The 23,572-nt window shown below is 71.7% G+C and carries 23 protein-coding genes; 10 read left to right on the top strand and 13 right to left on the bottom strand.

All coding sequences use genetic code 11. From position 1 onward, the window contains the following. Positions 1-24 precede the first annotated feature (24 nt). The 5 genes from AB0F81_RS28900 to AB0F81_RS28920 all read right to left on the bottom strand — a co-directional run bounded on the left by AB0F81_RS28900 (position 25) and on the right by AB0F81_RS28920 (position 5,961). Complete coding sequence (locus AB0F81_RS28900) at positions 25-1,005, bottom strand: ABC transporter permease (protein ID WP_360202238.1); 981 nt, start codon at positions 1,003-1,005, stop codon at positions 25-27. Beyond that, on the bottom strand, positions 1,002-2,090 hold the full coding sequence (locus AB0F81_RS28905; RefSeq protein ID WP_360202239.1) for an ABC transporter ATP-binding protein: 1,089 nt from the start codon (positions 2,088-2,090) through the stop codon (positions 1,002-1,004). The genes AB0F81_RS28900 and AB0F81_RS28905 overlap by 4 nt, the downstream gene beginning before the upstream one ends. Positions 2,091-2,153: 63 nt before the next feature. Continuing rightward, positions 2,154-3,842, bottom strand: coding sequence for an ABC transporter substrate-binding protein (locus tag AB0F81_RS28910; protein ID WP_360202241.1), 1,689 nt, complete (start codon positions 3,840-3,842; stop codon positions 2,154-2,156). A 145-nt stretch (positions 3,843-3,987) separates the two neighbouring features. Further along, a complete protein-coding gene (locus tag AB0F81_RS28915; RefSeq protein ID WP_360202243.1) occupies positions 3,988-4,989 on the bottom strand; it encodes a LacI family DNA-binding transcriptional regulator in 1,002 nt (333 codons plus the stop codon). A gap of 111 nt (positions 4,990-5,100) precedes the next feature. After that, positions 5,101-5,961, bottom strand: a complete 861-nt coding sequence (locus AB0F81_RS28920) for an NAD-dependent protein deacetylase (RefSeq protein ID WP_360202245.1) — start codon at positions 5,959-5,961, stop codon at positions 5,101-5,103. 104 nt (positions 5,962-6,065) lie between these two features. Here AB0F81_RS28920 and AB0F81_RS28925 point away from each other — a divergent pair, with 104 nt between their 5' ends. The 3 genes from AB0F81_RS28925 to AB0F81_RS28935 all read left to right on the top strand — a co-directional run bounded on the left by AB0F81_RS28925 (position 6,066) and on the right by AB0F81_RS28935 (position 8,300). Beyond that, a complete protein-coding gene (locus tag AB0F81_RS28925; protein ID WP_360202246.1) occupies positions 6,066-6,386 on the top strand; it encodes a hypothetical protein in 321 nt (106 codons plus the stop codon). Between the two features lie 66 nt (positions 6,387-6,452). Beyond that, positions 6,453-7,154 carry a hypothetical protein gene (locus AB0F81_RS28930; protein WP_360202247.1) on the top strand — a complete coding sequence of 234 codons (702 nt, stop codon included), beginning with the start codon at positions 6,453-6,455 and terminating at the stop codon, positions 7,152-7,154. 99 nt (positions 7,155-7,253) lie between these two features. Further along, entirely contained in the window at positions 7,254-8,300 is a 1,047-nt protein-coding gene (locus tag AB0F81_RS28935; RefSeq protein ID WP_360202249.1) for a phosphatase domain-containing protein, read from the top strand. A gap of 4 nt (positions 8,301-8,304) precedes the next feature. Here AB0F81_RS28935 and AB0F81_RS28940 read toward each other — a convergent pair whose 3' ends face one another. Further along, a complete protein-coding gene (locus tag AB0F81_RS28940) occupies positions 8,305-8,466 on the bottom strand; it encodes a hypothetical protein (protein WP_360202251.1) in 162 nt (53 codons plus the stop codon). 17 nt (positions 8,467-8,483) lie between these two features. Between AB0F81_RS28940 and AB0F81_RS28945 the strand changes: the two genes are divergently transcribed. Beyond that, entirely contained in the window at positions 8,484-9,134 is a 651-nt protein-coding gene (locus AB0F81_RS28945; RefSeq protein ID WP_360202252.1) for a hypothetical protein, read from the top strand. 10 nt (positions 9,135-9,144) lie between these two features. On the opposite strand, the gene AB0F81_RS28950 is transcribed toward AB0F81_RS28945, so the two are convergent. From AB0F81_RS28950 to AB0F81_RS28960, 3 genes are read right to left on the bottom strand one after another with little or no spacing between them, the layout of a single operon-like run. Beyond that, positions 9,145-9,591 (bottom strand): RDD family protein, encoded by a 447-nt coding sequence (locus tag AB0F81_RS28950; RefSeq protein ID WP_360202253.1) that lies wholly within the window; start codon positions 9,589-9,591, stop codon positions 9,145-9,147. An 8-nt stretch (positions 9,592-9,599) separates the two neighbouring features. Further along, positions 9,600-9,800 carry a hypothetical protein gene (locus AB0F81_RS28955; RefSeq protein ID WP_360202255.1) on the bottom strand — a complete coding sequence of 67 codons (201 nt, stop codon included), beginning with the start codon at positions 9,798-9,800 and terminating at the stop codon, positions 9,600-9,602. Next, positions 9,788-10,330: a hypothetical protein gene (locus tag AB0F81_RS28960; RefSeq protein ID WP_360202257.1), complete on the bottom strand. Its 543-nt coding sequence runs from the start codon at positions 10,328-10,330 to the stop codon at positions 9,788-9,790. The genes AB0F81_RS28955 and AB0F81_RS28960 overlap by 13 nt, the downstream gene beginning before the upstream one ends. Before the next feature lie 127 nt (positions 10,331-10,457). On the opposite strand from AB0F81_RS28960, the gene AB0F81_RS28965 reads away from it, so the two are divergent. After that, a complete protein-coding gene (locus AB0F81_RS28965) occupies positions 10,458-13,169 on the top strand; it encodes an AAA family ATPase (RefSeq protein WP_360202258.1) in 2,712 nt (903 codons plus the stop codon). A 34-nt stretch (positions 13,170-13,203) separates the two neighbouring features. Then, positions 13,204-13,725, top strand: a complete 522-nt coding sequence (locus tag AB0F81_RS28970; protein ID WP_360202259.1) for a YceI family protein — start codon at positions 13,204-13,206, stop codon at positions 13,723-13,725. 39 nt (positions 13,726-13,764) lie between these two features. Here AB0F81_RS28970 and AB0F81_RS28975 read toward each other — a convergent pair whose 3' ends face one another. Then, on the bottom strand, positions 13,765-15,303 hold the full coding sequence (locus AB0F81_RS28975; RefSeq protein WP_360202261.1) for a DEAD/DEAH box helicase: 1,539 nt from the start codon (positions 15,301-15,303) through the stop codon (positions 13,765-13,767). Positions 15,304-15,551: 248 nt separating this feature from the next. Between AB0F81_RS28975 and AB0F81_RS28980 the strand changes: the two genes are divergently transcribed. Then, entirely contained in the window at positions 15,552-16,409 is an 858-nt protein-coding gene (locus tag AB0F81_RS28980) for a sigma-70 family RNA polymerase sigma factor (RefSeq protein WP_360202263.1), read from the top strand. A 54-nt stretch (positions 16,410-16,463) separates the two neighbouring features. Here the strand turns inward: AB0F81_RS28980 and AB0F81_RS28985 are convergent, their stop codons facing one another. Further along, positions 16,464-16,979: a hypothetical protein gene (locus AB0F81_RS28985; protein ID WP_360202264.1), complete on the bottom strand. Its 516-nt coding sequence runs from the start codon at positions 16,977-16,979 to the stop codon at positions 16,464-16,466. 175 nt (positions 16,980-17,154) lie between these two features. Between AB0F81_RS28985 and AB0F81_RS28990 the strand changes: the two genes are divergently transcribed. After that, positions 17,155-19,473 carry an ATP-binding domain-containing protein gene (locus AB0F81_RS28990; RefSeq protein ID WP_360202266.1) on the top strand — a complete coding sequence of 773 codons (2,319 nt, stop codon included), beginning with the start codon at positions 17,155-17,157 and terminating at the stop codon, positions 19,471-19,473. Between the two features lie 118 nt (positions 19,474-19,591). Further along, complete coding sequence (locus AB0F81_RS28995) at positions 19,592-20,434, top strand: GNAT family N-acetyltransferase (RefSeq protein WP_360202268.1); 843 nt, start codon at positions 19,592-19,594, stop codon at positions 20,432-20,434. 46 nt (positions 20,435-20,480) lie between these two features. Here AB0F81_RS28995 and AB0F81_RS29000 read toward each other — a convergent pair whose 3' ends face one another. Next, positions 20,481-21,407, bottom strand: a complete 927-nt coding sequence (locus tag AB0F81_RS29000) for a sigma-70 family RNA polymerase sigma factor (RefSeq protein WP_360202269.1) — start codon at positions 21,405-21,407, stop codon at positions 20,481-20,483. 202 nt (positions 21,408-21,609) lie between these two features. Between AB0F81_RS29000 and AB0F81_RS29005 the strand changes: the two genes are divergently transcribed. Next, entirely contained in the window at positions 21,610-22,110 is a 501-nt protein-coding gene (locus tag AB0F81_RS29005; protein WP_360202271.1) for a DUF456 domain-containing protein, read from the top strand. A 224-nt stretch (positions 22,111-22,334) separates the two neighbouring features. Here AB0F81_RS29005 and AB0F81_RS29010 read toward each other — a convergent pair. After that, positions 22,335-23,572: D-alanyl-D-alanine carboxypeptidase family protein (locus AB0F81_RS29010; protein ID WP_360202273.1), on the bottom strand; the 1,238-nt coding region annotated here is incomplete at its 5' end.

The following is a 23,572-nucleotide window of genomic DNA, read 5'->3' on the forward strand; positions in this document are numbered from 1 at the left end:
TCGGTGCAGGCGGTCATCACTGTGTCAGCCCTCCTTGCGGGTGCGCGGGTCGAGGAGCAGATAGGCGATGTCCGCCAGCAGGTTCGCTACCAGCACCGAGATGGTGATGATGAGGAAGACGCCCTGCATGAGCGGGTAGTCCTGGGCGCCCAGCGCCTGGAAGAGTGCGAAGCCGACGCCCGGATAGGAGAAGACGATCTCCACGAGCAGGGTGCCACCGACGATGAAGCCGAGCGACAGCGCGAAGCCCGAGACGTTCGGCAGCAGCGCGTTGCGCGCCGCGTAGCTCAGCGCGACCCGGCGGTCGGACAGTCCCTTGGCATGCGCGACGGTGATGTAGTCCTCGGAGGCGACGGTCACCATCATGTTCCGCATGCTGAGGATCCAGCCGCTGACCGACGAGATCAGAATCGTCAGGGCGGGCAGCAGGCTGTGCTGGATCGCGCTCGGGATGAAGTACTGGTCCCAGGCGGGCACCAGGCCGCTGTCGAACCCACCCGACGACGGGAAGAAGCTGTCCGGGCCGGTGAGCAGGTAGATCGCGATGATGCCGAGCCAGAAGTAGGGGACCGAGGAGAGGAACGTGGTCACCGGCAGCAGCCCGTCGGTCCACGAGCCCCGCCGCCAGCCGGCCAGGACGCCCAGGCCGGTGCCGAGGAAGAAGCTGACGATCGTGGTGATGCCGACCAGTAGCAGCGTCCAGGGGAGGCTGTTGCTGATGATCTCGGAGACCGGCGTCGGGAAGAACGTGAACGACAGGCCCAGGTCACCGGAGAGCAGCTGCTTCCAGTAGCTGACGTACTCCTCCCACATGCTGGCGTCCCGGTCCAGGCCGAACAGGACGTAGAGGGAGTCGATCGCCTGGCTGCTGAGCTGGCCCTGGAACTTGGTGACGAGCGCCTGCACCGGGTCGCCCGGCACCATCCGGGGGATGAAGAAGTTGAGGGTGATCGCGGCCCACGCGGTGAACACGTAGAAGGCGATCCGCTGCAGGAAGTACTTCACTGCGACACCTCCGCGGCCGAGCCGGGCTTCTGGGCGGCGACGGTGGCTTCGTCATAGAGCCAGCACGCGGCCCAGTGGCCGGGCGCGTCGCCGATCTCGAGGCGGACCGGCAGGTCGGTCGTGCACCGCGGCATCGCCATCGGGCAGCGCGGGTGGAACCGGCAGCCGGTGGGCGGGTGGATCAGGCTGGGCGGCTCACCGTTGCCGCGGTCCTCGCCTTCGGCATCGGACGCGCCGGTGAGCCGGTCCGGGTCCGGCGCCGAGTCGATCAGCAAGCGGGTGTACGGGTGAGCCGGCGACTGGGTGACCGTCTCGCTGTCGCCGCCCTCGACCATCCGGCCCGCGTACATCACCATCGTCTGGTCGGCGAAGTACCGGGCCGACGCGATGTCGTGGGTGATGTAGAGGATCGCCAGGTTGAGGCGTTCCTTGAGGTCGCGCAGCAGGTTGAGGACGCCGAGCCGGATGGAGACGTCGAGCATCGAGACCGGCTCGTCGGCGAGCAGCGCCTCCGGCTCCGCACCGAGGGCCCGGGCGATCGCCACGCGCTGCCGCTGGCCGCCGGAGAGCTCGTGCGGGAACTTGTCGAGGTAACGCTCCGGCGGGGTGAGCGCGACCCGTTCGAGCAGCGCGTGCAGCGCCTGCTCCAGGTCGGCGTCGGTCTTCCCGGCGTGGCCGTGGATCTTCAGGGACCGGCTCAGGTGGTACCGGATGGTGTGCACCGGGTTCAGCGAGGCGAACGGGTCCTGGAAGATCATCTGAACCCGGGCGCAGTAGCGGCGGAACGCCGAGCCCGACTTGACCTTCGTCGACTCGCCGTGCAGCCGGATGTCGCCGCCGGTACGGGGATACAGCTGGGCGAGCAGCCGGGCCACTGTGGACTTCCCCGAGCCGGACTCGCCGACCAGGGCCACCACCTGACCGCGGCGGAGGGTGAGGTTCACGTCATCGACGGCGTGAACCGCGTCGTGCCTCTTGGAGAACAGGTCGCGCAGCCGGCGGCGGACGGGGAAGTGCTTGGTCAGGCCGATCGCCTCGAGCACCACCTCGTCGGCCGGCGCCTTGGCGTCCGGGATCGACGTCATGCCGGGTTCCTTCGTACAGGCGGAGGGCGGGCGCCCCGGTTGCCCGGGGCGCCCGCGAGGCGATCAGGAGTTGGCGGGCTGCAGCTTCAGGACGACCTGGAGCGCGGCAGCCTGGGTGGGCTGCATCGGCGCGTAGGAGTCCTGGTCCGAGGGCCAGCCGACCCAGTTCTTGGTGCTGTACGCGCCACCGACGTTGTCCGAGCCGATCGGCAGCATCGGGGCCTGCTCCACGAAGATCTTCTGGAGCGTGGCGAGCGCGGTCTTACGCGCGGTCTCGTCGGTGGCGTTCGAGTACGCCTTCAGCGCCGCGGTGGCCTCCGGGCTCTTGAACCGGCCGAAGTTGCCCTGCTGGGCGGCGGTGCCGATCGGCTTCATCAGGTCGCCGTCCATGACCGTCTGGTAGATGTCGAACGGCGTCGAGCCGCCGTTGGTCCACCGCACGCTGGCCTCGAAGTCACCCTTCTGGATGTTCGCGTCCCAGACGTTCTGGTTCGGCTTCTCCACGGTCGCGGCGATGCCGATCTCGGCCAGGTTGCTCTTGATGATCTCGAGCGTGGTCTGGTAGTCCGACCACGGCGCCGGGTCGCTGAGCTTGATGGTGACCGGCTTGCCGGACTTGTCCTTCAGCGTGGTGCCCTCCAGCTTGTAGCCGGAGTCGGCGAGCAGCTTCTTGGCGCCCTCGACATCGACCGTGAAGGTCTTGCCCTTGTACTCCTCGGCGATGTAGGCGTCACCCGCGCCTTCCGGCAGGCCGGTGACGCTCTTGATCTCCGGGTGGAAGTAGCTGGCCTCGGCCTGCACGAAGATGTCGTTGCGGTTGATGACCATGTTCATGGCGCGGCGCAGGGCCGGGTCGTCGAACGGCTTCTTCGTGGTGTTGATGTAGAGGCCGTGGATGCCCAGCACGCCCGGCGCCCAGACCTTGTAGTGCTCCGGGTCCTTGGCGACGAAGGTCTGCTGGTAGTTCGGGATGAAGACGAAGCTCCACTCCGACTGGCCGTTGGCCAGGGCGGTGGCCTGCGCGTTGTTGTCGGCGTAGGAGGTGTAGCGCAGCTCCTTGACCTTCGGCGGGTCCTGCCAGTAACCGCTCTCTCGCACGGCGAGCGTGATCGCCTGCTGGCTCCACGACTTCAAGGTGTACGGCCCACTGCCGACCGGCTCCTTGATCGGGTCGGTGGCCGGGTCGGAGATCTTCGACCAGATGTGCTTCGGCACGATCGGGGTCTGTCCGATGACCTTGTGGTGCGTGGTGAACTGCGACGTCTTGAAGGTCATCTTGACCTTGTTGCCGTCGGCGGTGATCTGGTCGTACGGAATGGCGTAGCTGTTGAGCGCCGCGTTGTCCTTGAGCATGGTGTGGGTGAACACCACGTCCTCGGCGGTCAGCTTCTGGCCGTCGGACCAGGTCGCGTTGTCCCGGATGACCAGGTCCACGGTCTTGTAGTCGGCGGACCACTTGATCTCGCTGGCCAGCCACGGGGTCAGCGGGTCGGACGGCTTGGTGTTGTTCCACTGGCCGAGCGGCTCGAAGATCATCCAGCGGTAGCCGAGCGACGTGCCGGCCGCGGTGTTGACGAACGGGTTGTTGCTCTCGGTGACCGTGCCGTTCGGCATGCCGATCGACAGGAAGTCGGCCGTCTTGCCGCTGTTGGCGTTCTTGTTGTTCGCGTTCGGCGAGTCACCGCACGCGGCGAGACCGCCCGTGGCGAGCACGCCTGCCAGGGCCACCGCGAACAGTTTCCTTCTCTGCATCGCAAATACTCCTCGGGGTCAAACGCGGTATTTCGGGTGAGAGGGGTGCCCGAAGGGCGTGCGGTACCGTGCGGCCGGCCGGGGCCGGTCACCAGGTGTCGCTGAGGGGCCGGCCGCGACGGCGGCCGGCAGGTTCAGATGTGGGTCAGGAGGCGGTCGAGGCGCGGACGGTGAACGTGGCCGGGATGATCGTCGGCCGGCTCGGCAGCGGGGTGCCCTCGAAGGAGGCGAGCAGCGTCCGGGCCGCTGCCTCGCCCATCTCCCGCATGGGCTGGTGGACCGTGGTCAGCGGCGGCTGGGTGTGCGCCGCGAGCGGTATGTCGTCGAAGCCGACGACCGCGACGTCCTCCGGGATGCGGCGGCCCGAGTCGAGGATCGCCTGCATGGCGCCGGTGGCGGAGATGTCGTTGTGGCAGAAGACGGCGTCGAACTCGATGCCCGACTCGATCGCCCGCCGGACGTTGTCCACGCCGGCGGCGAAGGTGAAGTCGCCCAGCATCCGGCGTTCCTCAGGAACCGGATGCCCGGCCTCGGCGAAGACCGAGGTGAAGCCGTCCGTGCGCTGCTGGGTGCAGCCGAAGCGGGACGGCCCGGTGATCACGAGCGGCTTGTGGCGCCCGATCTCCAGCAGGTGGCGGGCCGCCGCGGCGGCACCGGTGTGGTTGGTGGTGCCCACGCTCGGGATCTGGCCGTCCACCTGATCCCGGTCGTCGATCAGCACCATCGGCAGGCCGCGGGCGTGCAGGTTGGCGATGTAGTCGAAGGTGCCCTCCGGCTCGATGGCCAGGAGCCCGTCGAAGGACTTCGCGGCGACCTGAGCGCTGAACTGGCGCATCGAGTCGGCACCGCGGTTGCAGGTGAACAGCAGCAGCCCGTACTCCTCGGCCTCCAGCACGTCCACCGCCCCCTGCACCACCTCGCCCATCCAGGGCCAGGTCAGTGAGGGGACCAGCATGCCGACCACCCGGGTGCGCCCACGGGCCAGGTTGACCGCCCGGGCGCTCGGCACGTAGCCGAGCTCGTCGATGACCGCCCGGACCCGGGCGGCCGTGGTCTCGTCGAGTTCGCCCTTGCCGTTCAGCACCCGGGACACGGTGGTCTTACTGACCTTGGCCCGGGCCGCCACATCGGCGATGGTGATCGGCACAGCTCCTCCGGGGTGTGACTACGCGGTTGCGTCGGCGTTTCGGAACCGGTTTCGGTACCGGTTTCGGCAGTCAACCTCAGTGAGGGCGGTCACGTCAATGTGCCCAGAGATCTAATTAGATTTCGAGACGGTAACCATGGCGTCGCCGGTCCCGGCCAGATTGGGTAAAACCACACCGAGCGGGGCATCGATCACCAGATCGGCATAGGGCTCACCGCGGGTCACGCCCCGGTTCACGATCGCCACCCGGATCCCCTCGCGGACCGCGCGCAGCACGAACCGCCGGCCCGACATGACGGTCAGCGACGACCCCAGGACCAGCAGCGTACGAGCCGCCTCCACCAGGGAGAACGCGGTCGCCACCCGGTCGGCCGGCACGGTCTCGCCGAAATACACCACGTCCGGTTTCAGTGTCCCGTCGCAGGACCGGCAGGGCACCACGGTGAACCCGTCCAGCTCGGCGTCGTCCAGCTCCACGTCGCCGTCCGGGTTGATCGACGCGGCCACCGCGCTGAAGCCCGGGTTCGCCTCGGTCAGCCGGTGCTCCAGCTCGGCCCGGGCGGTCAGCTCGCCGCAGTCCAGGCAGACGATCCGGGCCAGGTTGCCGTGCAGCTCCACCACGTCGCCGGCGCCGCCCGCCTGGTGCAGCCCGTCCACGTTCTGCGTGATCAACCCGGTGAGCAGGCCCTGCCGCTGCCACCGGGCCACCGCCCGGTGCCCGTCGTTGGGCCGGGCGTCACCGATCGTCCGCCAGCCCAGATGGCTGCGCGCCCAGTACCGGCGGCGGGCGATCGGGTCGGAGGTGAAGGTCTGGTACGTCATCGGGGTGCTGCGGCGGGCGGAGCCGGAGGGACCCCGGTAGTCGGGGATCCCGGAGTCGGTCGAGAGACCCGCGCCACTGAGGATGACCACGCCGCCCTCGGCGATCCACCCGTCCAGCCGCGCCACCTGCTCCACCACCTGTAGGTCCATGCCCACATGGTCCCTCGTCCGGGTGACCGCCGACGACATCTCTCGGGTGGGCGTGACGAGAACGAGCGGTGCGCGTTCACCCGGTCACTAGTAGGTTGATATCCGTGATCGCGGTTGTGCGGTTCCTCACCAGCCTGGCGTTACTGGCGCTTGCCGTGACGCTGCGCCTGCCCGGCCCCGCGCCGGCGCCCGCCGCCGTCGACGCCCCCGCTGTCACATCGGTCACCGTCTCGGTCATCGCCGAGACCCCCGCTCCGGACGCTGCCGAGACCCCCGCTGAGCAGCCCGTCCGGACCCGGGCCCGCACCGAGCCGCAGCCGCCGGTCCCGGCCGTTCCGGTCGCCGCGACCGTCGCGACGCCGCGCCACCTGCCGGCCGGCGAGACCCCACAGAGCGCCGGCCCACGCGCACCCCCGGTCCGCTGACCAGGCGGGCCGTCGTGGCCCGTCCGGTTCCGTCGCCGGCCGTAGATCCATCACTGGGGGTGTTCCATGGATTCCGCTTTGCAGACCTTCGTCAGCGCGGTGCCGCAGGCAGCCGCGATCTGGTTGATCATCCTGCTCGTTCTGGCCGTCGCGGTCGCCACCGCGAAGGTGCCCCGCGGCCTCGCGCCGGCCCCGCCCGAGGCGGAGGAGAACCACTACGCGGCCGAGCTGGAGACCGCGGCCGCCCAGGCGGCCGAGGCCGCCGGCCGACGGCGCGCCGAGTGGCTCGCCGCCCAGGAGGCGGTCGAGACCGCCTGGACGGAGTACGAGCAGGCCGAACTGGTCGCCCGCAAGATGGCCGCGGCGACCGCCTATCCGCTGATGAGCCGCCGCCGCAAGCTGGGGGAGAACGCGGACCGGCAGCGTTACCTGCACCGCGCCGCCACCCGGCTGTGCCGCACCCACGACCTGTCCATCGCCCAGCTCAACGACGTCTACGCGCACCGCGGCTGGAACCCGCGCCTGCACCCGGTCCAGCAGGAGTCGGTGCTGAGCCAGGCCTCCCGGGCGTACCGGTGGGAGGCATACCAGCAGGCGGTGCAGCGTGAGCAGGCCGCCTGGCGCAGCGCCGAGGCCGCCGCCGACGCGGTCCGGCAGCTGCGCGCCGAAGCGGCCGCCGCCCGGCTGCGCGACCCCGCCACCGAACCCATCGACCGCCATTGGTGGTCCGAGCAGTGGACGCCGGCCGAACTCCCGGCAGCCGCGTGATGTCCAACCCGGACCAGCGCACCGTTCTCGATTGGCGGTGACGAGCGCCGGGTAACGTGGCCGAGCGGACGGGCGGTACGTCGGACGGGTAAGGAGGCGATGGTGACCGTTACTCCCGCAGGTGCGAGCCCGCCGGCGGTGCGGATCCACCGGGCCGCTCTGATCGAGGACGCGGTGCACGAGATGATCGAGCGCCGGCTGCGGGTTCGGGGCTGGAAGCCGTACATCACGGCGTACACCGGATATGGCGCGCCCGGCTGGGCGCGCGTGATGGGCCGCGTCCTGCTGGCCCGGCCCGGCCTGGTCCGCAAACGCCGCGAGAAGGTGCGCGGCTGGCGCAGCTTCACCACCACCCCGGCCAGCAGCGCCGTGGTCCGCATCGAGATCGGCGGCACCGTCACCGAGGCCCGCACCGACCGCAGCGGCTACCTGGACTGCCGGGTCAAGGGCGACCTCGACCCGGGCTGGGGCTGCGCGAAACTCAGCACCGAGGGCAACACCCCGGTGGAGGCGCCGATCCGGGTGCTCGACCCGGCGGTCAAGTTCGGTGTCATCTCCGACATCGACGACACGGTCATGGTCACCGCGCTGCCGCGTCCCCTGCTGGCCGCCTGGAACACGTTCGTCCTCGACGAGCACGCCCGCACCGCGGTGCCCGGCATGGCGGTCCTCTACGAGCGGCTGGTCAACGCGAACCCCGGCGCCCCGGTGGTCTACCTCTCCACCGGCGCGTGGAACGTCGCGCCCACGCTGACCCGCTTCCTCAGCCGGCACCTCTACCCGGCCGGCCCGATCCTGCTCACCGACTGGGGTCCCACCCCGGACCGCTGGTTCCGCAGCGGCCAGGAGCACAAGCGCAAGACGCTGCGCCGGCTCGCCGAGGAGTTCCCGGACGTCAAGTGGCTGCTGATCGGCGACGACGGGCAGCACGACCAGGAGATCTACTCCGAGTTCGCGCGTACCCACCCGGAGAACGTGGCGGCCGTCGCGATCCGCCGGCTCTCACCCACCCAGGCGGTGCTGGCCGGCGCCATTCCCGGCCCGTCGGAGACCGCCGAGGTGGTGCCGTCCGGCGGCAAGATCTGGTTCTCCGCCCCGGACGGCGCCGGCCTGTGGTCGGTGCTGCGCGACACCGAGCTGGTGTGAGCGGTCAGTCCTTTTTCTCGGTAGCCTCAGCGACGCGCTCGTGCAGTCTGCTCCGGATCTCGTCCGGCGTGTACGCCCGGCGCCGCCGCTCCGAGCGGGCGATCACCACCCCGGTCGCCGCGACGCCCGCCAGCCCTGCCAGTCCCGCTACCTTCCACCAACGCATCAGCTGAGGATAGACACGTGGTTGCCGAACTCAGCCTCGACGAGGCGATAGATCTGACGCGTACGGGTGATATCTGGATCTTCCGGGGGCGCTCCGGCCCGGACCGTGCCATCCAGACCCTCACCAACAGCCCGGTCAACCACGTCGGCATGTCCCTGGTGATCGAGGACATGCCGCCACTGATGTGGCACGCCGAGTTGGGCAAGTCGCTGCCCGACTTGTGGTCCGGCACCTTCCAGCGCGGCGTGCAGCTGCACGACCTGCGCGACGCGGTCACGGTCTGGGCCCGGCGCTACGGTCAGCGCGGCTGGCTGCGCCAGCTCGAACCGGGCGTCACCCGGGCCATGGAGGACAAGGCACTCAAGACGGTGGCCCGCCTGGACGGCACCCCGTTCCCGTCGACCTCGCAGCTGGCCTGGCGGTGGGCCCGCGGCCGGGTGCCGCAGATCCGCCTGCCCTGGCAGAGGGGCGAGGTCAGCGACGCCACCCTGGAGCGGGCCTACTGCGCCGAGGTGGTCGCGGTGACCTACGAGGACATGGGCCTGCTGCCGCGCGGCCGCAAGGCCAACTGGTACGACCCCGGCCGCTTCTGGTCCGGCGACGAACTGGAGCTCTGCACCGGCTACACCCTCGGCGACGAGCTGACGGTACGCGTCCCGGAAGCCTGACGCCCTGCCCCTACTCGTACCGAACGATCGTCTCGGTGGCCTGGTCATGGAGCGTGCGCCGGTCGCGTCGCAGGACGCCCAGCGCATCTACAGCAGTAGCCATGCCGCCGGTGAAGAAACCTACAAGGATCTTGCCGAGTACTTCACGGCGGAACATGCGGTGCCAGTCGATGGGCGCGCCGGTATTCGCATCAGCGACCACATGGCCGAGGATCTTTTTGGCCGGCGTTTGTCCGGTGCCCCAGGTGTACACCGACCACACGATCCAACCGATGTACATCGTGAGGAAGAAAAGCATCAAATCGAGTAGAAGTGCCGCTGCCCTGCCGCCCACCGAGACCAAGAGCACCGAATTGGCCGGGGGTGGGGGCGGGACGAAGGACGGGAAGGTGACGGGCGGCTGCTGCAGGGCTGGAGCCGGTGTGGTGTAGGCAGGTCGGTGCGGGTCGTAGGTCATGAGTTCCTTCACCAGGGCAGGTAGACGAGCCGGTCCTCGATGAGCATCAGCCGCTGCGGGGAGAGGGTTTTGCAGTAGGTCAGGATGTCGTCCAGCCCGTGGAGGCCACGGCGTTCCTCGCGTACCTGAATCAACTCGGCGACCTGCTCGGACGTTAGGTCGAGTTCGTTCCGCAGCCACTCGGCCGGTACATGGTTCACATCGACCAAGCCGCCGTCCTATAGCTCCGATCTGGTACATCGGGGCGCCCGATCCGCAGCTCAGCGGCCATGCCGGGGTTGGTCAGCAGCAGCTCCCGGGCCTCCCGGCGGCGCTGCTGCCGCCATTGCGCGGCGGCGATCCCCGGATCGTCGGCATGTGTGACCACCGGCGGGGCGGGTGTGCCGGCGTCCAACTGTCGAACCCGGGTCTGCAGCACGGCGACGTGCGCCGTCCCGCCGAACCAGAGCATCAGGAGAAGCAACGCGGTCAGGCCACCGAGCACGCCATCGGGTGAGCCGACGATGATCAGCAGGAAGGTAAGGAACGCGCTTGCTGCATACCCTGCGGCTGCCATGGTGGTGCGCCGCGTGGCCAGGCGAGTTCCGGCGATCCAGACCATGGCGAAGGTTCCGAAGCCGAACGTCGCCAGCGGAACCACGAACCACCACCAGTGCGGGGGCACCGGGCTGCCGCTCTGCGGCGGAGGGTATGGACGACTCTGGCCGGGGACGTAGCGCTGCGGACCCAGATGCGGCATCCGATGATCCTAAAGTTGATCATCAGTAGGCCGCGTCGCCTGAACGACTGACTCACCGGTTGTCCGGACGGCGACGTTCCGGGCGGGCCACCACCCGGTCCGGCCGGTCACGGCGGACAATCCGTGCATGGGAACGCCTCTGGTCGCCCGGGTGGCCGAAGTGGTCGCTCTGGACCGGCTGCGTGCCGACGCCGCCGCCGGGTCGGGCGCGGTCGTGCTGTTGACCGGCGAGGCCGGGATCGGCAAGACGGCCGTCGTCGAGGAGGCCGTGGCCCGGGCGAACGCCGCCGGCGTCACCGTGCTGACCGGCCGGGCCGACCCGGACGAGGGGGCGCCCGCCTTCTGGCCGTGGCTGCGCCTGCTCGACTGCGAGCTGCCCGGCCTCACCCCGGCCCTGCTGGAGACCGCCGACACCGGCGAACCGCCCGCCACCGCCCGGTTCCGTGTGGTCCAGTCGACCGTCCGCGCCCTGTGCGCGGCCGCGTCCCGGGCCGATGGGGGCCTGCTGCTGGTCCTGGAGGATCTGCACTGGGCCGATCCGGGCTCGCTCGCCCTGCTCACCGCCCTGGCCCGCGAGGTGGCCCGGGTCCCGCTGCTGGTCGTCGCGACCGCCCGAGCCCTGGACGTCGACCTGCCCGGCGCCGAGATCCTCCCGTTGCGCCCCTGGGACCAGGGCACCGTCGCCACCTACCTGACCCAGGCGTACGGCCAGGCGCACCCCTCCTGGCCGCCCGTGATCCACCGGCTCGGTGGCGGCAACCCGCTCTACACCCGGGAGCTGGCCCGCCTGCTCGCCGGTTCCGGGGGACTGCGCGGCCCGGCCGCCCACCTGGACCTGCCGGACGGGCTGCTGCGCCTGGTCGGCCGCCGGACCGCGGGACTCTCCCCGGGCTGCCGGGACCTGCTCGGCCTGGCCGCGGCTTTGGGCGCCGAGATCGACGTGGTCGTGCTGGCCCGGATCGCCGCCGAGCCGGTCGAGCCGCTGCTGGCCGAGGCGATCGCCGCCGGGGTGCTGGTCGAGGACCCGTGGACGCCGGCCCGGCTGCGGTTCGCCCACGAGCTGGTCCGCGAGGCACGGTACGCGGAGTTGAGCCGTACCGATCGGATCACCGCCCACCGCCGGATCGCCGAGGTGCTCGCCGCCGGCTCGGCCCGGCCCGGCGAGACCGCCCGCCATCGGGTGCGCGCCGTGGTCGACGACGGCTCCCGGCAGCTGGCCCGGGACGCCTGCGTGGCGGCAGCGGACGAGGCGACCCGGCAGCTCGACCACCACGCCGCGGCCACCTGGCTGGGCCAGGCCCTGGACCTCTTCCCGGCCGACCCGTCGCTGCTGCTGGCTCGCGCCGAGGCCGCCTGCCGGGACGGCCGGCTCGCCGTCGCCGTAGCCGACTGCACCTCCGTGCTCAACCAGGCCGAGACCGCGCAGCGCGCGGACGAGGCCGCGGCCGCCGCGCTCGTCGTGCGGGGTTACGGCGGCCAGGTCGCCGCAGCCGTCCTCCGGCTCTGCGAGCGGGCCCTCGCCTTCGAATCCGGCGCCGGGGACGTCACCCGCGCCGAGCTGCTCGCCCACTACGCCTTCCTGCTGGCCGAAACCGGTCAGCACCAGCGCGCCGAGCCGATCAGCCGGCAGGCGATGGCGCTCGCCGAACAGACCGGTGACCCGCGGGCGCTGGCTGCCGCCGTGCACGCCCGGCACGAGGTGCTCGACACGGTCGCCGCCGCGGAGGAGGTGCTGGACCTGGCCCGCCGCAGCTGCGAGCTGGCCGCCGCCGGTGGCCGGGTCGAGGCCGAGCTGTGGGGCCGGTTGTGGCGTCTCGACGCCCTGCTCGCCATCGGCGATCTTCCCGCCTACGACGCCGAGACGGCAGCCCTGGCCGATCTCGCGGAGCGGCTGGGCCGGCCGATGGCCCGCTGGCATCTGTTTCGGGCCCGCGCCGCGAGGCTGCTGCTCAACGGCCGGGTCGAGGCGGCGGCCGAGGTCGCCGCGGAGGCGTTCGCGGTGGCCGGAACGTTCGAGGAACAGCCGGCCGCCGAACTCTACGCGGCTTTCCGCGGCTCACTCGCGGTGTTCACCGGCATCGTCCCCGACTGGCCGGGCGGGCTGCCGGCCGCGCTGGCCGCCTTCGGCTCCGAGCCGATCGCGGTGGCCCAGATCGCCCAGCTCGCGAGGCTCGGCGGCGACCGGCCGACCGCCGCGGACTGCGCTCGCACCCTGCGCGCCATGCTCCCCGATCTGCCGCCGGACAGCCGCCGCAGCTTCGTCCTGTTCAGCGCCGGGGAGCTGGCCGTCTGGCTGGACGAGGCGGATCTGGCGGCCGACGCCTACGCCCGCGCGCTGCCGCTGGCGGACCGCTACCTGAACACGATGACCGCCTGCCACGGCGCGATGTCACGATCGCTCGGGGTCGTCGCGGCGGCTCTCGGCAACCGGGACGCCGCCGAGCGGCATCTGACCACCGCGATCCGGATGGAGGACCGGCTCGGCGCCGCGGCTTTCGCCGCTCAGGCCCGATTGGCGTACGCGAAAGCGCTGCGCGACGTCGACGGACGCCGGTCCCGGACGCTCGCCGAGGAGGCGCTGACCACCGCGCGGCGTCTCGGGCTGGCCGCGATCGCGACGGCCGCCGCCGAGCTGACCCGCGACGACCTGACCGCCCGGGAGCGGGAGATCGTCCGGCTGGCCGCGGAGGGCCTGGCCAATCGCGTGATCGCCGAGCGCCTGCACATCTCCGAGCGGACCGTGGAGACGCACGTCCGCAACGCCCTGGCGAAACTCGGCCTCGCCAACCGGACCCAGCTGGCCGCCCGGTTGCGTGCCGGGGATCAGTACCAGCACTGAGGTGCCCGGCCGCGCCCCGCCGCAGGCTGGGCACATGACGACGAACACACTCACCGAGGTACGCACCGGCACCTACCGCATCGAGCCGGCCCGCTCGGTGTGCCGGTTCACCGGAACCCACATCTTCGGCCTCAAACCGGTCCCCGGCACCATGGCGGTGACCGGCGGCACGATCAGCGTCGCCGCGGATCCGGAACGCTCGATCGCCTCCGCCGAACTCGACGCGGCCTCGTTCACCACCGACGACCCTCGCCGGGACCGGGACGTCCGGGGCAGACGGCTCCTCGACGTGGCCGACCACCCGGAGATCGGCTTCCGCAGCACCCGCTGCCGGCGCACCGGCGACGGCTGGCAGCTCGCCGGGGTGCTCGCGGTCCGCGGCGGCTCCTGCGACGTGGTCCTCGACCTGGTCTCCGCCGAACCGGTAGCCGACGGCTACCGCTTCGTCGCGACCTGCGCCGTCGACCGGGTGGCCGCCGGCGTCACCTCAGGCCGCCTGCTGATCGGCCGCCTGGTCCACGTGACCCTCGACATCCACGCCACCCGAACCGCGTGACATGGGGGTGCGCAGCGCACCCCCATGCCACAAGGACTTTCAGCGGGTGGAGCGGCGGCCGCCGGCCCGGGCGGAGAACGCCGCCGCACCGCCGCCCGAGGAGGCGGGGCGCTGCTGCGGCGTACCCGGGCGGTGGGCTGAAGCGGAACCCCGTGCCTGGCCGGACCCGCGTGCCTGGCCGGCGTTGCGCGTCTGGCCGGAGGCCGTGGCCGCGGCGCGCGCGTTGCCCTGACCCTGCGCCTGACCGGAACGCGGCGCGCGAGCGGTCCGCGGCTTCTCCGCGGCGGCGACCGGCACGCCGTTCTCCGCCCCACGGGCGCGGCCACGCCGGCGCCGGGACGACCGCGACCGGCCCTCGGCAGCCGCCGGCGAGGCCTGCGGCGCCGGGGCGGCCGGAGTCGATGCGGGGGCGACGAACGTACGCTCGCCCGGCGCCAACTCGGCCAGCAGCGCGTCACCGGGCCGCACCCGCTGGGTGACCGGGCGGATGCCCGCCTTGCGCGCCAGATCCCGGACGTCGGCCTGCTGGTCGTCGGTCATCAGCGTGATCACCGTGCCGCGGGCGCCGGCCCGGGCGGTCCGGCCGGAGCGGTGCAGATATGCCTTGTGCTCCACCGGCGGATCGGCGTGCACGACCAGCGTCACGTCGTCGACGTGGATGCCGCGCGCCGCGATGTCGGTGGCGACCAGCGTCGCGGCCGTGCCGTCGGAGAACGCCGACAGGTTCCGGTTGCGGGCGTTCTGCGCGAGGTTGCCGTGCAGCTCGACCGCCGGCACCCCGGCCGCGCACAGCTGCCGGGTCAGCACCTTGGCGCGCCGCTTGGTCCGGGTGAACACCACCGACCGGCCGGGCGCCGCGAGCAGCTCGACCAGCACCCCGAACCGGTCGTCGTGCTGCACGTGCAGCACGTGGTGGTCCATCTCGACCGGCGCCTGCGCAGCCGCGTCCACGTGGTGCGTGACCGGCTTGCGCATGAACCGCTGCACCAGCACGTCCACCCCGTTGTCCAGGGTGGCGGAGAAGAGCAGCCGCTGCCCGGTGGCCGGGGTCTGCGACAGCAGCCGCCGCACCACCGGGAGGAAGCCCAGGTCGGCCATGTGGTCGGCCTCGTCCAGGACGGTGATCTCCACCGACTCCAGCGAGGCGTGCCCGTTGCGGATGTGGTCGTCGAGCCGGCCGGGGCAGGCGACCAGGATGTCGACGCCCGCCTGCAGAGCCTTGATCTGCGGGTTCGCCCCGACACCGCCGAAGACCACGAGGGTCCGCAGCCGGGCCGCGTCGGCGAGCGGGCGCAGCGTCGCCTCGATCTGGGTGGCGAGCTCCCGGGTGGGGGCGAGGATCAGCGCGCGCGGGCGCCCGGGACGGGCCGGCTTGCGGCCGGCGGCCAGGCGGGTGACCACGGGCAGCACGAACGCGTAGGTCTTGCCGGAGCCGGTGCGACCGCGGCCGAGGACGTCACGTCCGGCCAGCGAGTCGGGCAGGGTGGCCGCCTGGATCGGGAACGGGGTGGTGATTCCGAGCCCGGTCAGTGCCGTGGTGAGGACGGCGGGCACGCCGAGCTCGGTGAAGGTCGTCATGAAGGTGGGAACTCCCAAGAGTCGAGGTCGTCCTGCCCGGCGCAGACCGTGTACCCAGCCGCGGCGCGTGGTGGTCGATCCGAGGGCGGCCCGGGCAAGACGTGCCAGGCCGCTCACGATCATTGTACCGCCAGAACTTCGCAACCATGTCGCACCCGAAGGCGAACCGGGTGGCACTCAACGCACCGCATCTTTTTCCTCAGCGCCGGGCTCCCCCGAAACCCGGCCGGGACCTGAGGAGACCCCCGATGACCGGTGAGGCACCCGCTGTCGAGCGGCGCGGAGAGGACATCGTACGAGCGAACATGCCGCTCGTCGGCCACCTGGTCCGGGAGATCCTGGCCCGGGTTCCGGCCCACGTGAACCGTGACGACCTGCTCTCCGCCGGATACGCCGCGCTGGTGGCGGCCGCACGTGGCTTCGACCCGGAGCGCGGCGTCCCGTTCCCGCGCTTCGCCGCCACCCGGGTGCGCGGCGCTCTGCTGGACGAGCTGCGCGGCCTCGACTGGGCCAGCCGCTCGGTGCGCCAGCGGGCCCGGCGCACCGACTCGGCCCGGGAGGAGCTGATCGCCGAGCTCGGGCGCACCCCCACGGTGCAGGAGGTGGCCGAACGGCTCGGCTGCACGGTGGAGGACATCGAGCACTCCGAGGACGACGTGCACCGCGCCACCGTCTTCAGCCTGCAGGGGTTCGCCACCGCGACCGCCGACGACATCGTCACCGAGCCGGGCGCCGGCCCGGAGGACCTGCTGCTGCGCCGGGAGCGGTTCGGTTACCTGCGGCACGCCGTGGACGCGCTGCCGGACCGGCTCCGGGTGGTGGTGCAGGGCTACTTCTTCGAGGAGCGGCCGATGGCGCAGATCGCCGCCGAGCTGGGGGTCAGCGAGTCCCGGGTGTCGCAGCTGCGCGCCGAGGCTCTGGTCCTGCTCCGGGACGGGATGAACGCCCACCTGGACCCGGCCCTGGCGGCGCAGAACCCGCCCAAGGAGGGCTGCGTGGCGCGGCGCCGGGCGGCGTACTACGACCGGATCGCCAGTCGCGGCACCCTGCGTACCCGGCTCGCGCTGACCAGCCCGGACGGCCTGCCGCTGGCCGTCGCCGCATAGACCCGATGAGGAGGAGGGGCCCGCCGCGGTTCGCGGCGGGCCCCAATAAATTTCTCAGGCGTTGGCGCAGGTGCCGGCCTTCTTCTGGGCGGCGATGGCCTTCGCCGCGCCCAGCTTGTAGAGGGCCAGACCCTCCTTGGCCGGCTCCAGCTTCCAGGCGTCGCCCTCGTAGACCATGGTGTACGACTGCGCCGCGACCAGCTGCTTGGCGATCACGATGGCCCGGTCGGTGCCCTCCATCCGGGCACTGGTGAGCTGGATCGCCAGGCCCTTGCGGGAGCAGGCCTGGTTGAGCTTGACGTAGTCGTCCTTGCTGATCGCCTGCTTGCCGGCCGTGGTGTACATCTCCCACGCCCCGGCGAAGTCGCCGCCGCTGAACCGGTCGAACACGGTCTGCGCGGCGGTCTTGGCGCCCTCCAGGGTCTTCTGTTCCGGTCCGCCCGCGGCGGCCGCGGCGGCGTTGCCGGCCGGCTCCTCGGCGTCGTCGGAGCAGGCGGCGGAGAAGGTGAGCGTGGCAGCCGCGGCGAGGGCCAGGGCGCTGAAGCGGCGGTACGGGGTGTTGTAGTCCATGTCCCGGTTAATCCCGGTCGGCGGCCGGGCGTAACGGCCCCGGCGTGTCGATGACGGATTCCGGACAGACGCACCGCAGGCCGTAACCCGAGCGGCTTCCGCTATTCTGGTCGTTTGCGGAATGCATTGCCGCAAACACAAAAAGGCAACCATAAAAATGGTTGCCAGCGCCGGAATGATAGCACGAAAAGGGGCGACTTTGTCAAGCTCGAGCGCCGACATCGATTGCGAGCAGGCGTACTTGACCACGCTCTACCAGCGTCTGGATCAATTGCGTGAGCAGGCCGACAGTCGCCTGCGCGCGATCCTGTTGGAGGCGGGTGGCACCCCGCAGGGACGCGCCCAGCGGGAGGCCACCCGCAGCCACTACGCGGAACAACTCGCCCAGTTCAATTCGGTGGAGAACGGACTTTGTTTCGGCCGGCTGGACTTCTCCGCGAGCAGCCCCCGCTACATCGGGCGGATCGGCCTGTTCGCCGAGGACCGCGACCAGGACCCGCTCCTGGTCGACTGGCGGGCCCCCGCGGCCCGGCCGTTCTACCTCGCCACCGCGGTCAACCCGGACGGCGTGACCCGGCGGCGGCACCTGCGCACCCGGGGCCGGGTCCTCACCGGCATCGACGACGAGACCCTGGACATCGAGGCCGGCGACGGCAGCGGCCGCGAGGACGTGACCGGTGAGGCGGCGCTGCTCTCCGCGCTGACCGCCAACCGGACCGGCCGGATGCGCGACATCGTCGAGACCATCCAGGCCGAGCAGGACGAGGTGATCCGCTCCGGGCTGCCCGGGGTGCTGGTGGTGCAGGGCGGTCCCGGCACCGGCAAGACCGCGGTCGCGCTGCACCGCGCGGCCTACCTGCTCTACACCTACCGGGAGCAGCTGACCCGGACCGGTGTGCTGATCCTCGGACCGAACACCACGTTCCTGCGCTACATCTCCCAGGTCCTGCCGTCGCTGGCGGAGACCGGTGTGCTGCTCGCCACCCTCGGCGACATGTTCCCCGGCGTGCGGGCCCGCGCCGTGGAGCCGCCGGCGACCGCTGCCCTCAAGGGTTCGCTGCACATGCTCGACGTCCTGGAGAACGCGGTCGCCGACCGGCAGACCGTGCCGGACGAGTTCGTCGAGGTGGACCACGACGGGTACCCGCTGCGGATCGAGCGGGCCGTGCTGGAGGACGCCCGGGCCGCTGCCCGCCGCTCCGGCCGCCCGCACAACGTGGCCCGGCAGATCTTCGTGACCGAGGCGATCCACCAGCTGTCGCTGCTGATCGCCGAGCGGATCGGCGCCGACCCGCTGGGCGGGGAGAACCTGCTCTCCGAGGCCGACCTCGCCGAGACCCGCCGGGAGCTGCGCGAGGACATCGACGTGCAGCAGGCGCTCTTCGAGTTCTGGCCGGTGCTCACCCCGCGCCAGGTGCTGCGCGACCTGCTCTCCGACGACGACCGGCTGGAGTCGGCGGGCTGCACTCCCGAGGAGCGGGCCCTGCTGCTGCGCGACCGCAGCGCCGGCTGGGCGCCGGCCGACGTGCCACTGCTCGACGAGCTGGCCGAGCTGCTCGGCGTCGACGACACCCTCAAGGTGCGTGAGCAGCAGCGCCAGCGCAAGGCCGCGATCGAGTACGCGGAGGGTGTCCTCGAGATCGTCGAGGGTTCCCGGTCGCTGGACTTCGAGGACGAGGGCAGCGAGAAGGACGAGATCCTCTCCGCGCTGGACGTGGTCGACGCGAGCGCCTTCGTCGAGCGGCACGAGGTGCTGGACACCCGGACCGCCGCGGAACGGGCCGCCGCCGATCGCAGCTGGGTCTTCGGTCACGTGATCGTCGACGAGGCGCAGGAGCTGTCGCCGATGGCCTGGCGGCTGCTGATGCGCCGCTGCCCGAGCCGGTCGATCACCGCGGTCGGCGACGTCGCGCAGACCTCGGAGCTGGCCGGAAGCACCAGCTGGGAGCAGATCTTCGAGCCCTATGTGGCGCAGCGGTGGCGTCTGGTCGAGCTGAGCGTCAACTACCGCACCCCGGCCGAGGTGATGGCGGTCGCGGCCGATGTGCTGGCCGCGGTCGATCCCGCGCTGCGGCCGCCGCGGTCGGTGCGGTCCGCCGGCGTCACGCCGTGGGCGCGGCGGGTGCCGGCCGGCACGCTTGCCGAGGAGCTGATCGCTGACGTACGCAAGGAGGCCGCCCTGATCGAGGACGGCCGGCTCGGGGTGCTCGTGCCGGACCGGCTGGAAGCCTCGCTCGGCGCCGAGCTGGTCGCCGCGATCCCCGGTGCGGCCGTGGGGGAGCAGCCCGACCTGCTGAACCACGTCGTGCTGATGACCGTGCGCCAGGCCAAGGGGCTGGAGTTCGATTCGGTGCTGGTGGTGGCGCCCGACGAGATCATCGCGGAGAGCCCGCGCGGTCTCTCCGACCTCTACGTCGCCGTCACCCGCGCCACCCGCCACCTCGGTGTCCTGCACACCGCCGACCTCCCCGGCGTCCTCTCCGCCCTGGCCTGACCAGCGTGTGAAGTTGCGGCGCGCTCCACGCCGCAACTTCACGCAGCGGGTGATGCCGGGAACCGGGCTGCGGCGCAATACCGGGCATAACAGGAATAAGCGACGCTATGGTGGCGGCATGGCGGAGTTCACGGTCTCGTCGGCGAGCGCGGACGACTTGCGGCTGATCGCGCAGTGGGCGCGCAACGAGGATTGGCACCCGGGGGACGGTGACGCGGACGTCTTCTTCGTCACCGACCCCGGCGGGATCCTCGTCGGGCGCCTCGACGGCCGGCCGATCAGCACGATCGCGGCGATCCGGTACGGAACCGATCACGGCTTCATCGGCCTCTACGTGACCGACCCGGAGTTCCGCGGTCAGGGCTACGGCCTGCGCACCTGGCAGGCCGGCATGGAACGGCTCGCCGGGCGCGCCATCGGCCTCGACGGCGTGGTCGCGCAGCAGGACAACTACCGCAGATCCGGATTCCAGCCGGCCTGGACCACCACGCGATACGACGGCGTGCTCACCGGCGCCACCGTCGCCCCCGGCCTGCGGGTGGTGGAGGCACGGGAGGTCCCGTTCCACGAGCTGGCCGCGTACGATCGCCGGTTCTTCCCGGCCGAGCGCGACACCTTCCTGGCGCTGTGGATCACCGCGCCGGGCCGGCACGGCGTCGCGGTGATCCGCGACGACGAGGTGGTGGGTTTCGGCGTGCGCCGGGCCGCCGGGGCGGCCGACCGGATCGGGCCGCTCTTCGCCGACGACCTGGCGGTCGCCGAGGCGCTCTACGCCGGCCTGAGCACCGAGTACGAGATGCCGGTCCTGGCCGACGTGCCGCACATCAACCCGGAGGCGGCGAAGCTGGCCGAGCGGCTCGGGCTCCAGCCGGTCTGGGACACCGCCCGGATGTACACCGCCGGCCCGCCGGAGCTGGACCACTCCGGTATCTACGCCGTCACCAGCCTGGAACTGGGCTGACGAAAGGGCCCGGCGTCATGGACGCCGGGCCCTTCTCGTCGGTACGTCAGGCAGCCGTGGCCGGCAGCTTCTGGCCGCGGCCGAACGTGGTGTGACCGTGCTCGTTCGTCATGGCGAGGCGGCTGCGCATGGTGGTGTTGTTGGCGATGTTGGCGTAGTAGGAGGCGCGACGGCGGGCGGTGATGCTCTCCGGGTTGTCCGGCACCGGCGCCAGCTCCGGGTTGAGGTGGGTGTTCAGGCCGTCCTTGAGCAGCGAGAGCGCCTCGGCGCGCAGCTGCGAGACCCGCGACTCGGTGACGCCCAGGTCGGCGGCGATGTCCGCCATCGGGCGCTCGTGCAGGAAGTACTCGGTGACGACCATCTGCAGCCGCTCCGGCAGCGAGCCGATCGCGTGGTGCAGGTAGCCGATCTGCTCACGGCGCAGCAGCATCTCCTCCGGGCCCGGGTCGCGCTCGGTGACCAGGTCGTCGGCGCTGCTGGTGGTGAAGCCCTGCAGCGAGAGCACGGTGGCGCGCTGCACGTCGGTGTCGGTCTGGTGCAGCTCGGTCGTGGTGGTGCCGAGCGCCTGGGCCAGCTCCTCCGGGGTGGGCGTACGGCCCAGCGTGGTGGTGAGCTGCTGACGGGTCACGTCGGTGTTGCGGGCCTTGGACCGCACCGAGCGGGTCGCCCAGTCCAGCGCGCGCAGCTCGTCCAGGAGCGCGCCGCGGATGCGGGTGCCGGCGAAGCGGTGGAACGGGACGCCGCGGTTCGGGTCCCAGCCGCGGACAGCGGTGACCAGGGCGTGCAGGCCGGCGCTGGTCAGGTCGTCGCGGTGGATGTGGTTCGGGATGCGGCTCAGCATGTCCCGCACCAGGTGGCCGACCAGCGGCATGTGCGTGCGGATCAGGTTCTCCTGCTCCGCGGCGGAGAGCACGGGCGTGGCGGTGGCGGTGTCGGCGGCGAAGTCGGCAGCGGTCGTCACGGTGCTGGTCATGTCGTTTCCCCCGGTTGTTGTCGGCGCCCCTGGCTGGTGGGCACCGGCTGACAAGAGAAACTTTCAACTGCGGAGGGTGCGCGTTCCGGTCACGCACGGTTGCGTACCGGTTGCTTCGCCCGGCGTTCTCCACGACGGCCGTTCCATCGGCGGCCGGCGGGCCCGGTTGAGGGTTCCGGGCCGGTGGTGCAGGGTGTGCCGCATGGATCTGACTGACACCGGCGAACTGGTCACGCTGCTCGCCGGGTTGCTCATCGCGGTCGGGGCGATCGGCGTGATGCTGCCGGTGCTCCCCGGCCTGTTGCTCAGCTGGTCGGGAGTGCTGCTCTGGACGCTGCTCGGGAGCGGTTCGGCCGGCGTGCGATGGACGGTTCTGGCGGTCGCCACGCTGATCGCCGGCGCCGGGCTGGTGACCAAGTTCCTCTGGCCCGGCAAACGGCTGAAGAGCACCGGGGTGCCGTCGTCGGCGCTGATGGCCGGTGGGGTGCTCGGTCTGATCGGGTTCTTCGTGATCCCGGTGATCGGCCTGGTGCTGGGCTTCCTGCTCGGTGTCTGGCTGGTCGAGCTGAGCCGGGTGGGTCACGAGCGGGCTTGGCCGTCGACCCGGGCGGCGTTCGCCGCGGTCGGGCTGTCACTGCTCGTGGAGTTCGCGGCGGCGCTGGCGATCGCCGTGGTCTGGGTATTCGGGTTGATCCTCGCCTAGCGGTAGCCGGCAGACTCGGCTCGCGGTAGCCGGCAGACCCGGTCCGCGGTAGCCGGCAGACCCGGTCCGCGGTAGCCGGCAGACCCGGTCCGCGGTAGCCGGCAGACCCGGCCCGCGGTAGCCGGCAGACCCGGTCCGCGGGAGCCGGCAGACCCGGCTCGCGGGAGCCGGAGGCCGGCGGAGCCGGAAGACGCCAGGGCAGCGGGAAGTCGGCGGCGGGGCGGTCAGCGCCTCAACGGCAGGTGGCCCGCCGGCTCATCCGCGGGTGCCGGCGGGCGAGCCAGGCGCCGCTTGCGGCGCTGGGTGAGCAGCAGCAGGAGCGGCGCGCCGGCCAGGACGACCGCCACCGACAGGGCGGCCGCCACCGACAGGCCACGCGGCGCGCCCGGACGGGTGTTCCCGCTCTGCGGCGCGCCCTGGGCCGCCTTCTCCTCGGTGGGCTCGGTGGTGGCGGCGGCCTTCGCGGCGGCCACCTCCTCGGGCGTCACCAGATTGCCGACCGCGGTGCCCTGCGGCTGCGCGAACCCCCAGTCGAGCAGCTTGGCGCCCTGTTCCCAGCCGCGGATCGGCCGGGCCTCGGCGCCGAGCAGGGTGACCACCAGCCGGCGGCCGTTGCGCTCGGCCGCGCCGACATAGCTGTGCCGGGCCAGGGTGGTGAAGCCGGTCTTGCCGCCCAGCGCGCCCGGGTAGTTGTAGACCAGCTTGTTCTCGTTCTGGAACTGGAAGCCGCCCACCTTGCGCGACTTCAGTTTCTGGGCGGGCATCTGCGCGCTGCGGGTCAGCACGTATTTGCGGAAGTCGGCGTTGGCGAAACACACCCGGGCGATCAGCGCCAGATCGTACGCACTGGTGAACTGACCCGGACCGTCCAATCCGGACGGGGTGACCGCGTGTGTCTGGTTGGCGCCCAGCGAGGCTGCCTTGGCGTTCATCGCCGCCACCGTTTTCGCCAGGCCGTCCGTGCCGCCCCCGCCGGCCAGCCGGGCCAGGGCGTTGGCCGCGTCGTTGCCGGAGTTGAGCATCAGGCCCAGCCAGAGCGTCGAGACCGGATAGGTGCCGCCGACTATCAGGCCGACCGCCGAGCTGCCCGGCTCGATGTCCAGGTCGCCCTGGGTGATGGTCACCTTCTGCGCCGGGTCCAGCTGCTCGATCGCGGTCGCCGCCAGCAGCATCTTCTGCACGCTGGCCGGGGTCTGGTGGACGTGCGGCCCGCAGGCGCCGAGCACCTCACCGGTGTCCAGGTCGGCGACCAGCCAGGTGGTCGCGGTCAGCGCCGGCGGTTTCGGGCTGCCCGGCGCGACGACGAGCCCGTGCGTGGCCAGCGCGCTGCCGCCGACCGCCATGTCGGCCGGGTTCTCGGCCGGTGGCCGATCCGGCTCTGCACGATAATCCGCTCGATCTGGGCGCTGGCGCGTCGCCGGAGGAGTTCGCCGCTGCCGCCGAGGCAGCCGTCGGCAGCGGC

Origin of the sequence: Actinoplanes sp. NPDC024001 (assembly GCF_040638955.1) — a bacterium.
Classification (GTDB): domain Bacteria; phylum Actinomycetota; class Actinomycetes; order Mycobacteriales; family Micromonosporaceae; genus Actinoplanes.

Excerpts from the sequence above, each read along its gene's own strand:
- AB0F81_RS28905 (WP_360202239.1), bottom strand. The coding sequence starts at position 2,090 with ATGACGTCGATCCCGGACGCCAAGGCGCCGGCCGACGAGGTGGTGCTC.
- AB0F81_RS28910 (WP_360202241.1), bottom strand. The coding sequence starts at position 3,842 with ATGCAGAGAAGGAAACTGTTCGCGGTGGCCCTGGCAGGCGTGCTCGCC.
- AB0F81_RS28920 (WP_360202245.1), bottom strand. The coding sequence starts at position 5,961 with ATGGACCTACAGGTGGTGGAGCAGGTGGCGCGGCTGGACGGGTGGATC.
- AB0F81_RS28930 (WP_360202247.1), top strand. The coding sequence starts at position 6,453 with ATGGATTCCGCTTTGCAGACCTTCGTCAGCGCGGTGCCGCAGGCAGCC.
- AB0F81_RS28935 (WP_360202249.1), top strand. The coding sequence starts at position 7,254 with ATGGTGACCGTTACTCCCGCAGGTGCGAGCCCGCCGGCGGTGCGGATC.
- AB0F81_RS28940 (WP_360202251.1), bottom strand. The coding sequence starts at position 8,466 with ATGCGTTGGTGGAAGGTAGCGGGACTGGCAGGGCTGGCGGGCGTCGCG.
- AB0F81_RS28950 (WP_360202253.1), bottom strand. The coding sequence starts at position 9,591 with ATGACCTACGACCCGCACCGACCTGCCTACACCACACCGGCTCCAGCC.
- AB0F81_RS28960 (WP_360202257.1), bottom strand. The coding sequence starts at position 10,330 with ATGCCGCATCTGGGTCCGCAGCGCTACGTCCCCGGCCAGAGTCGTCCA.
- AB0F81_RS28965 (WP_360202258.1), top strand. The coding sequence starts at position 10,458 with ATGGGAACGCCTCTGGTCGCCCGGGTGGCCGAAGTGGTCGCTCTGGAC.
- AB0F81_RS28970 (WP_360202259.1), top strand. The coding sequence starts at position 13,204 with ATGACGACGAACACACTCACCGAGGTACGCACCGGCACCTACCGCATC.
- AB0F81_RS28975 (WP_360202261.1), bottom strand. The coding sequence starts at position 15,303 with ATGACGACCTTCACCGAGCTCGGCGTGCCCGCCGTCCTCACCACGGCA.
- AB0F81_RS28980 (WP_360202263.1), top strand. The coding sequence starts at position 15,552 with ATGACCGGTGAGGCACCCGCTGTCGAGCGGCGCGGAGAGGACATCGTA.
- AB0F81_RS28985 (WP_360202264.1), bottom strand. The coding sequence starts at position 16,979 with ATGGACTACAACACCCCGTACCGCCGCTTCAGCGCCCTGGCCCTCGCC.
- AB0F81_RS28990 (WP_360202266.1), top strand. The coding sequence starts at position 17,155 with ATGATAGCACGAAAAGGGGCGACTTTGTCAAGCTCGAGCGCCGACATC.
- AB0F81_RS28995 (WP_360202268.1), top strand. The coding sequence starts at position 19,592 with ATGGCGGAGTTCACGGTCTCGTCGGCGAGCGCGGACGACTTGCGGCTG.
- AB0F81_RS29000 (WP_360202269.1), bottom strand. The coding sequence starts at position 21,407 with ATGACCAGCACCGTGACGACCGCTGCCGACTTCGCCGCCGACACCGCC.
- AB0F81_RS29005 (WP_360202271.1), top strand. The coding sequence starts at position 21,610 with ATGGATCTGACTGACACCGGCGAACTGGTCACGCTGCTCGCCGGGTTG.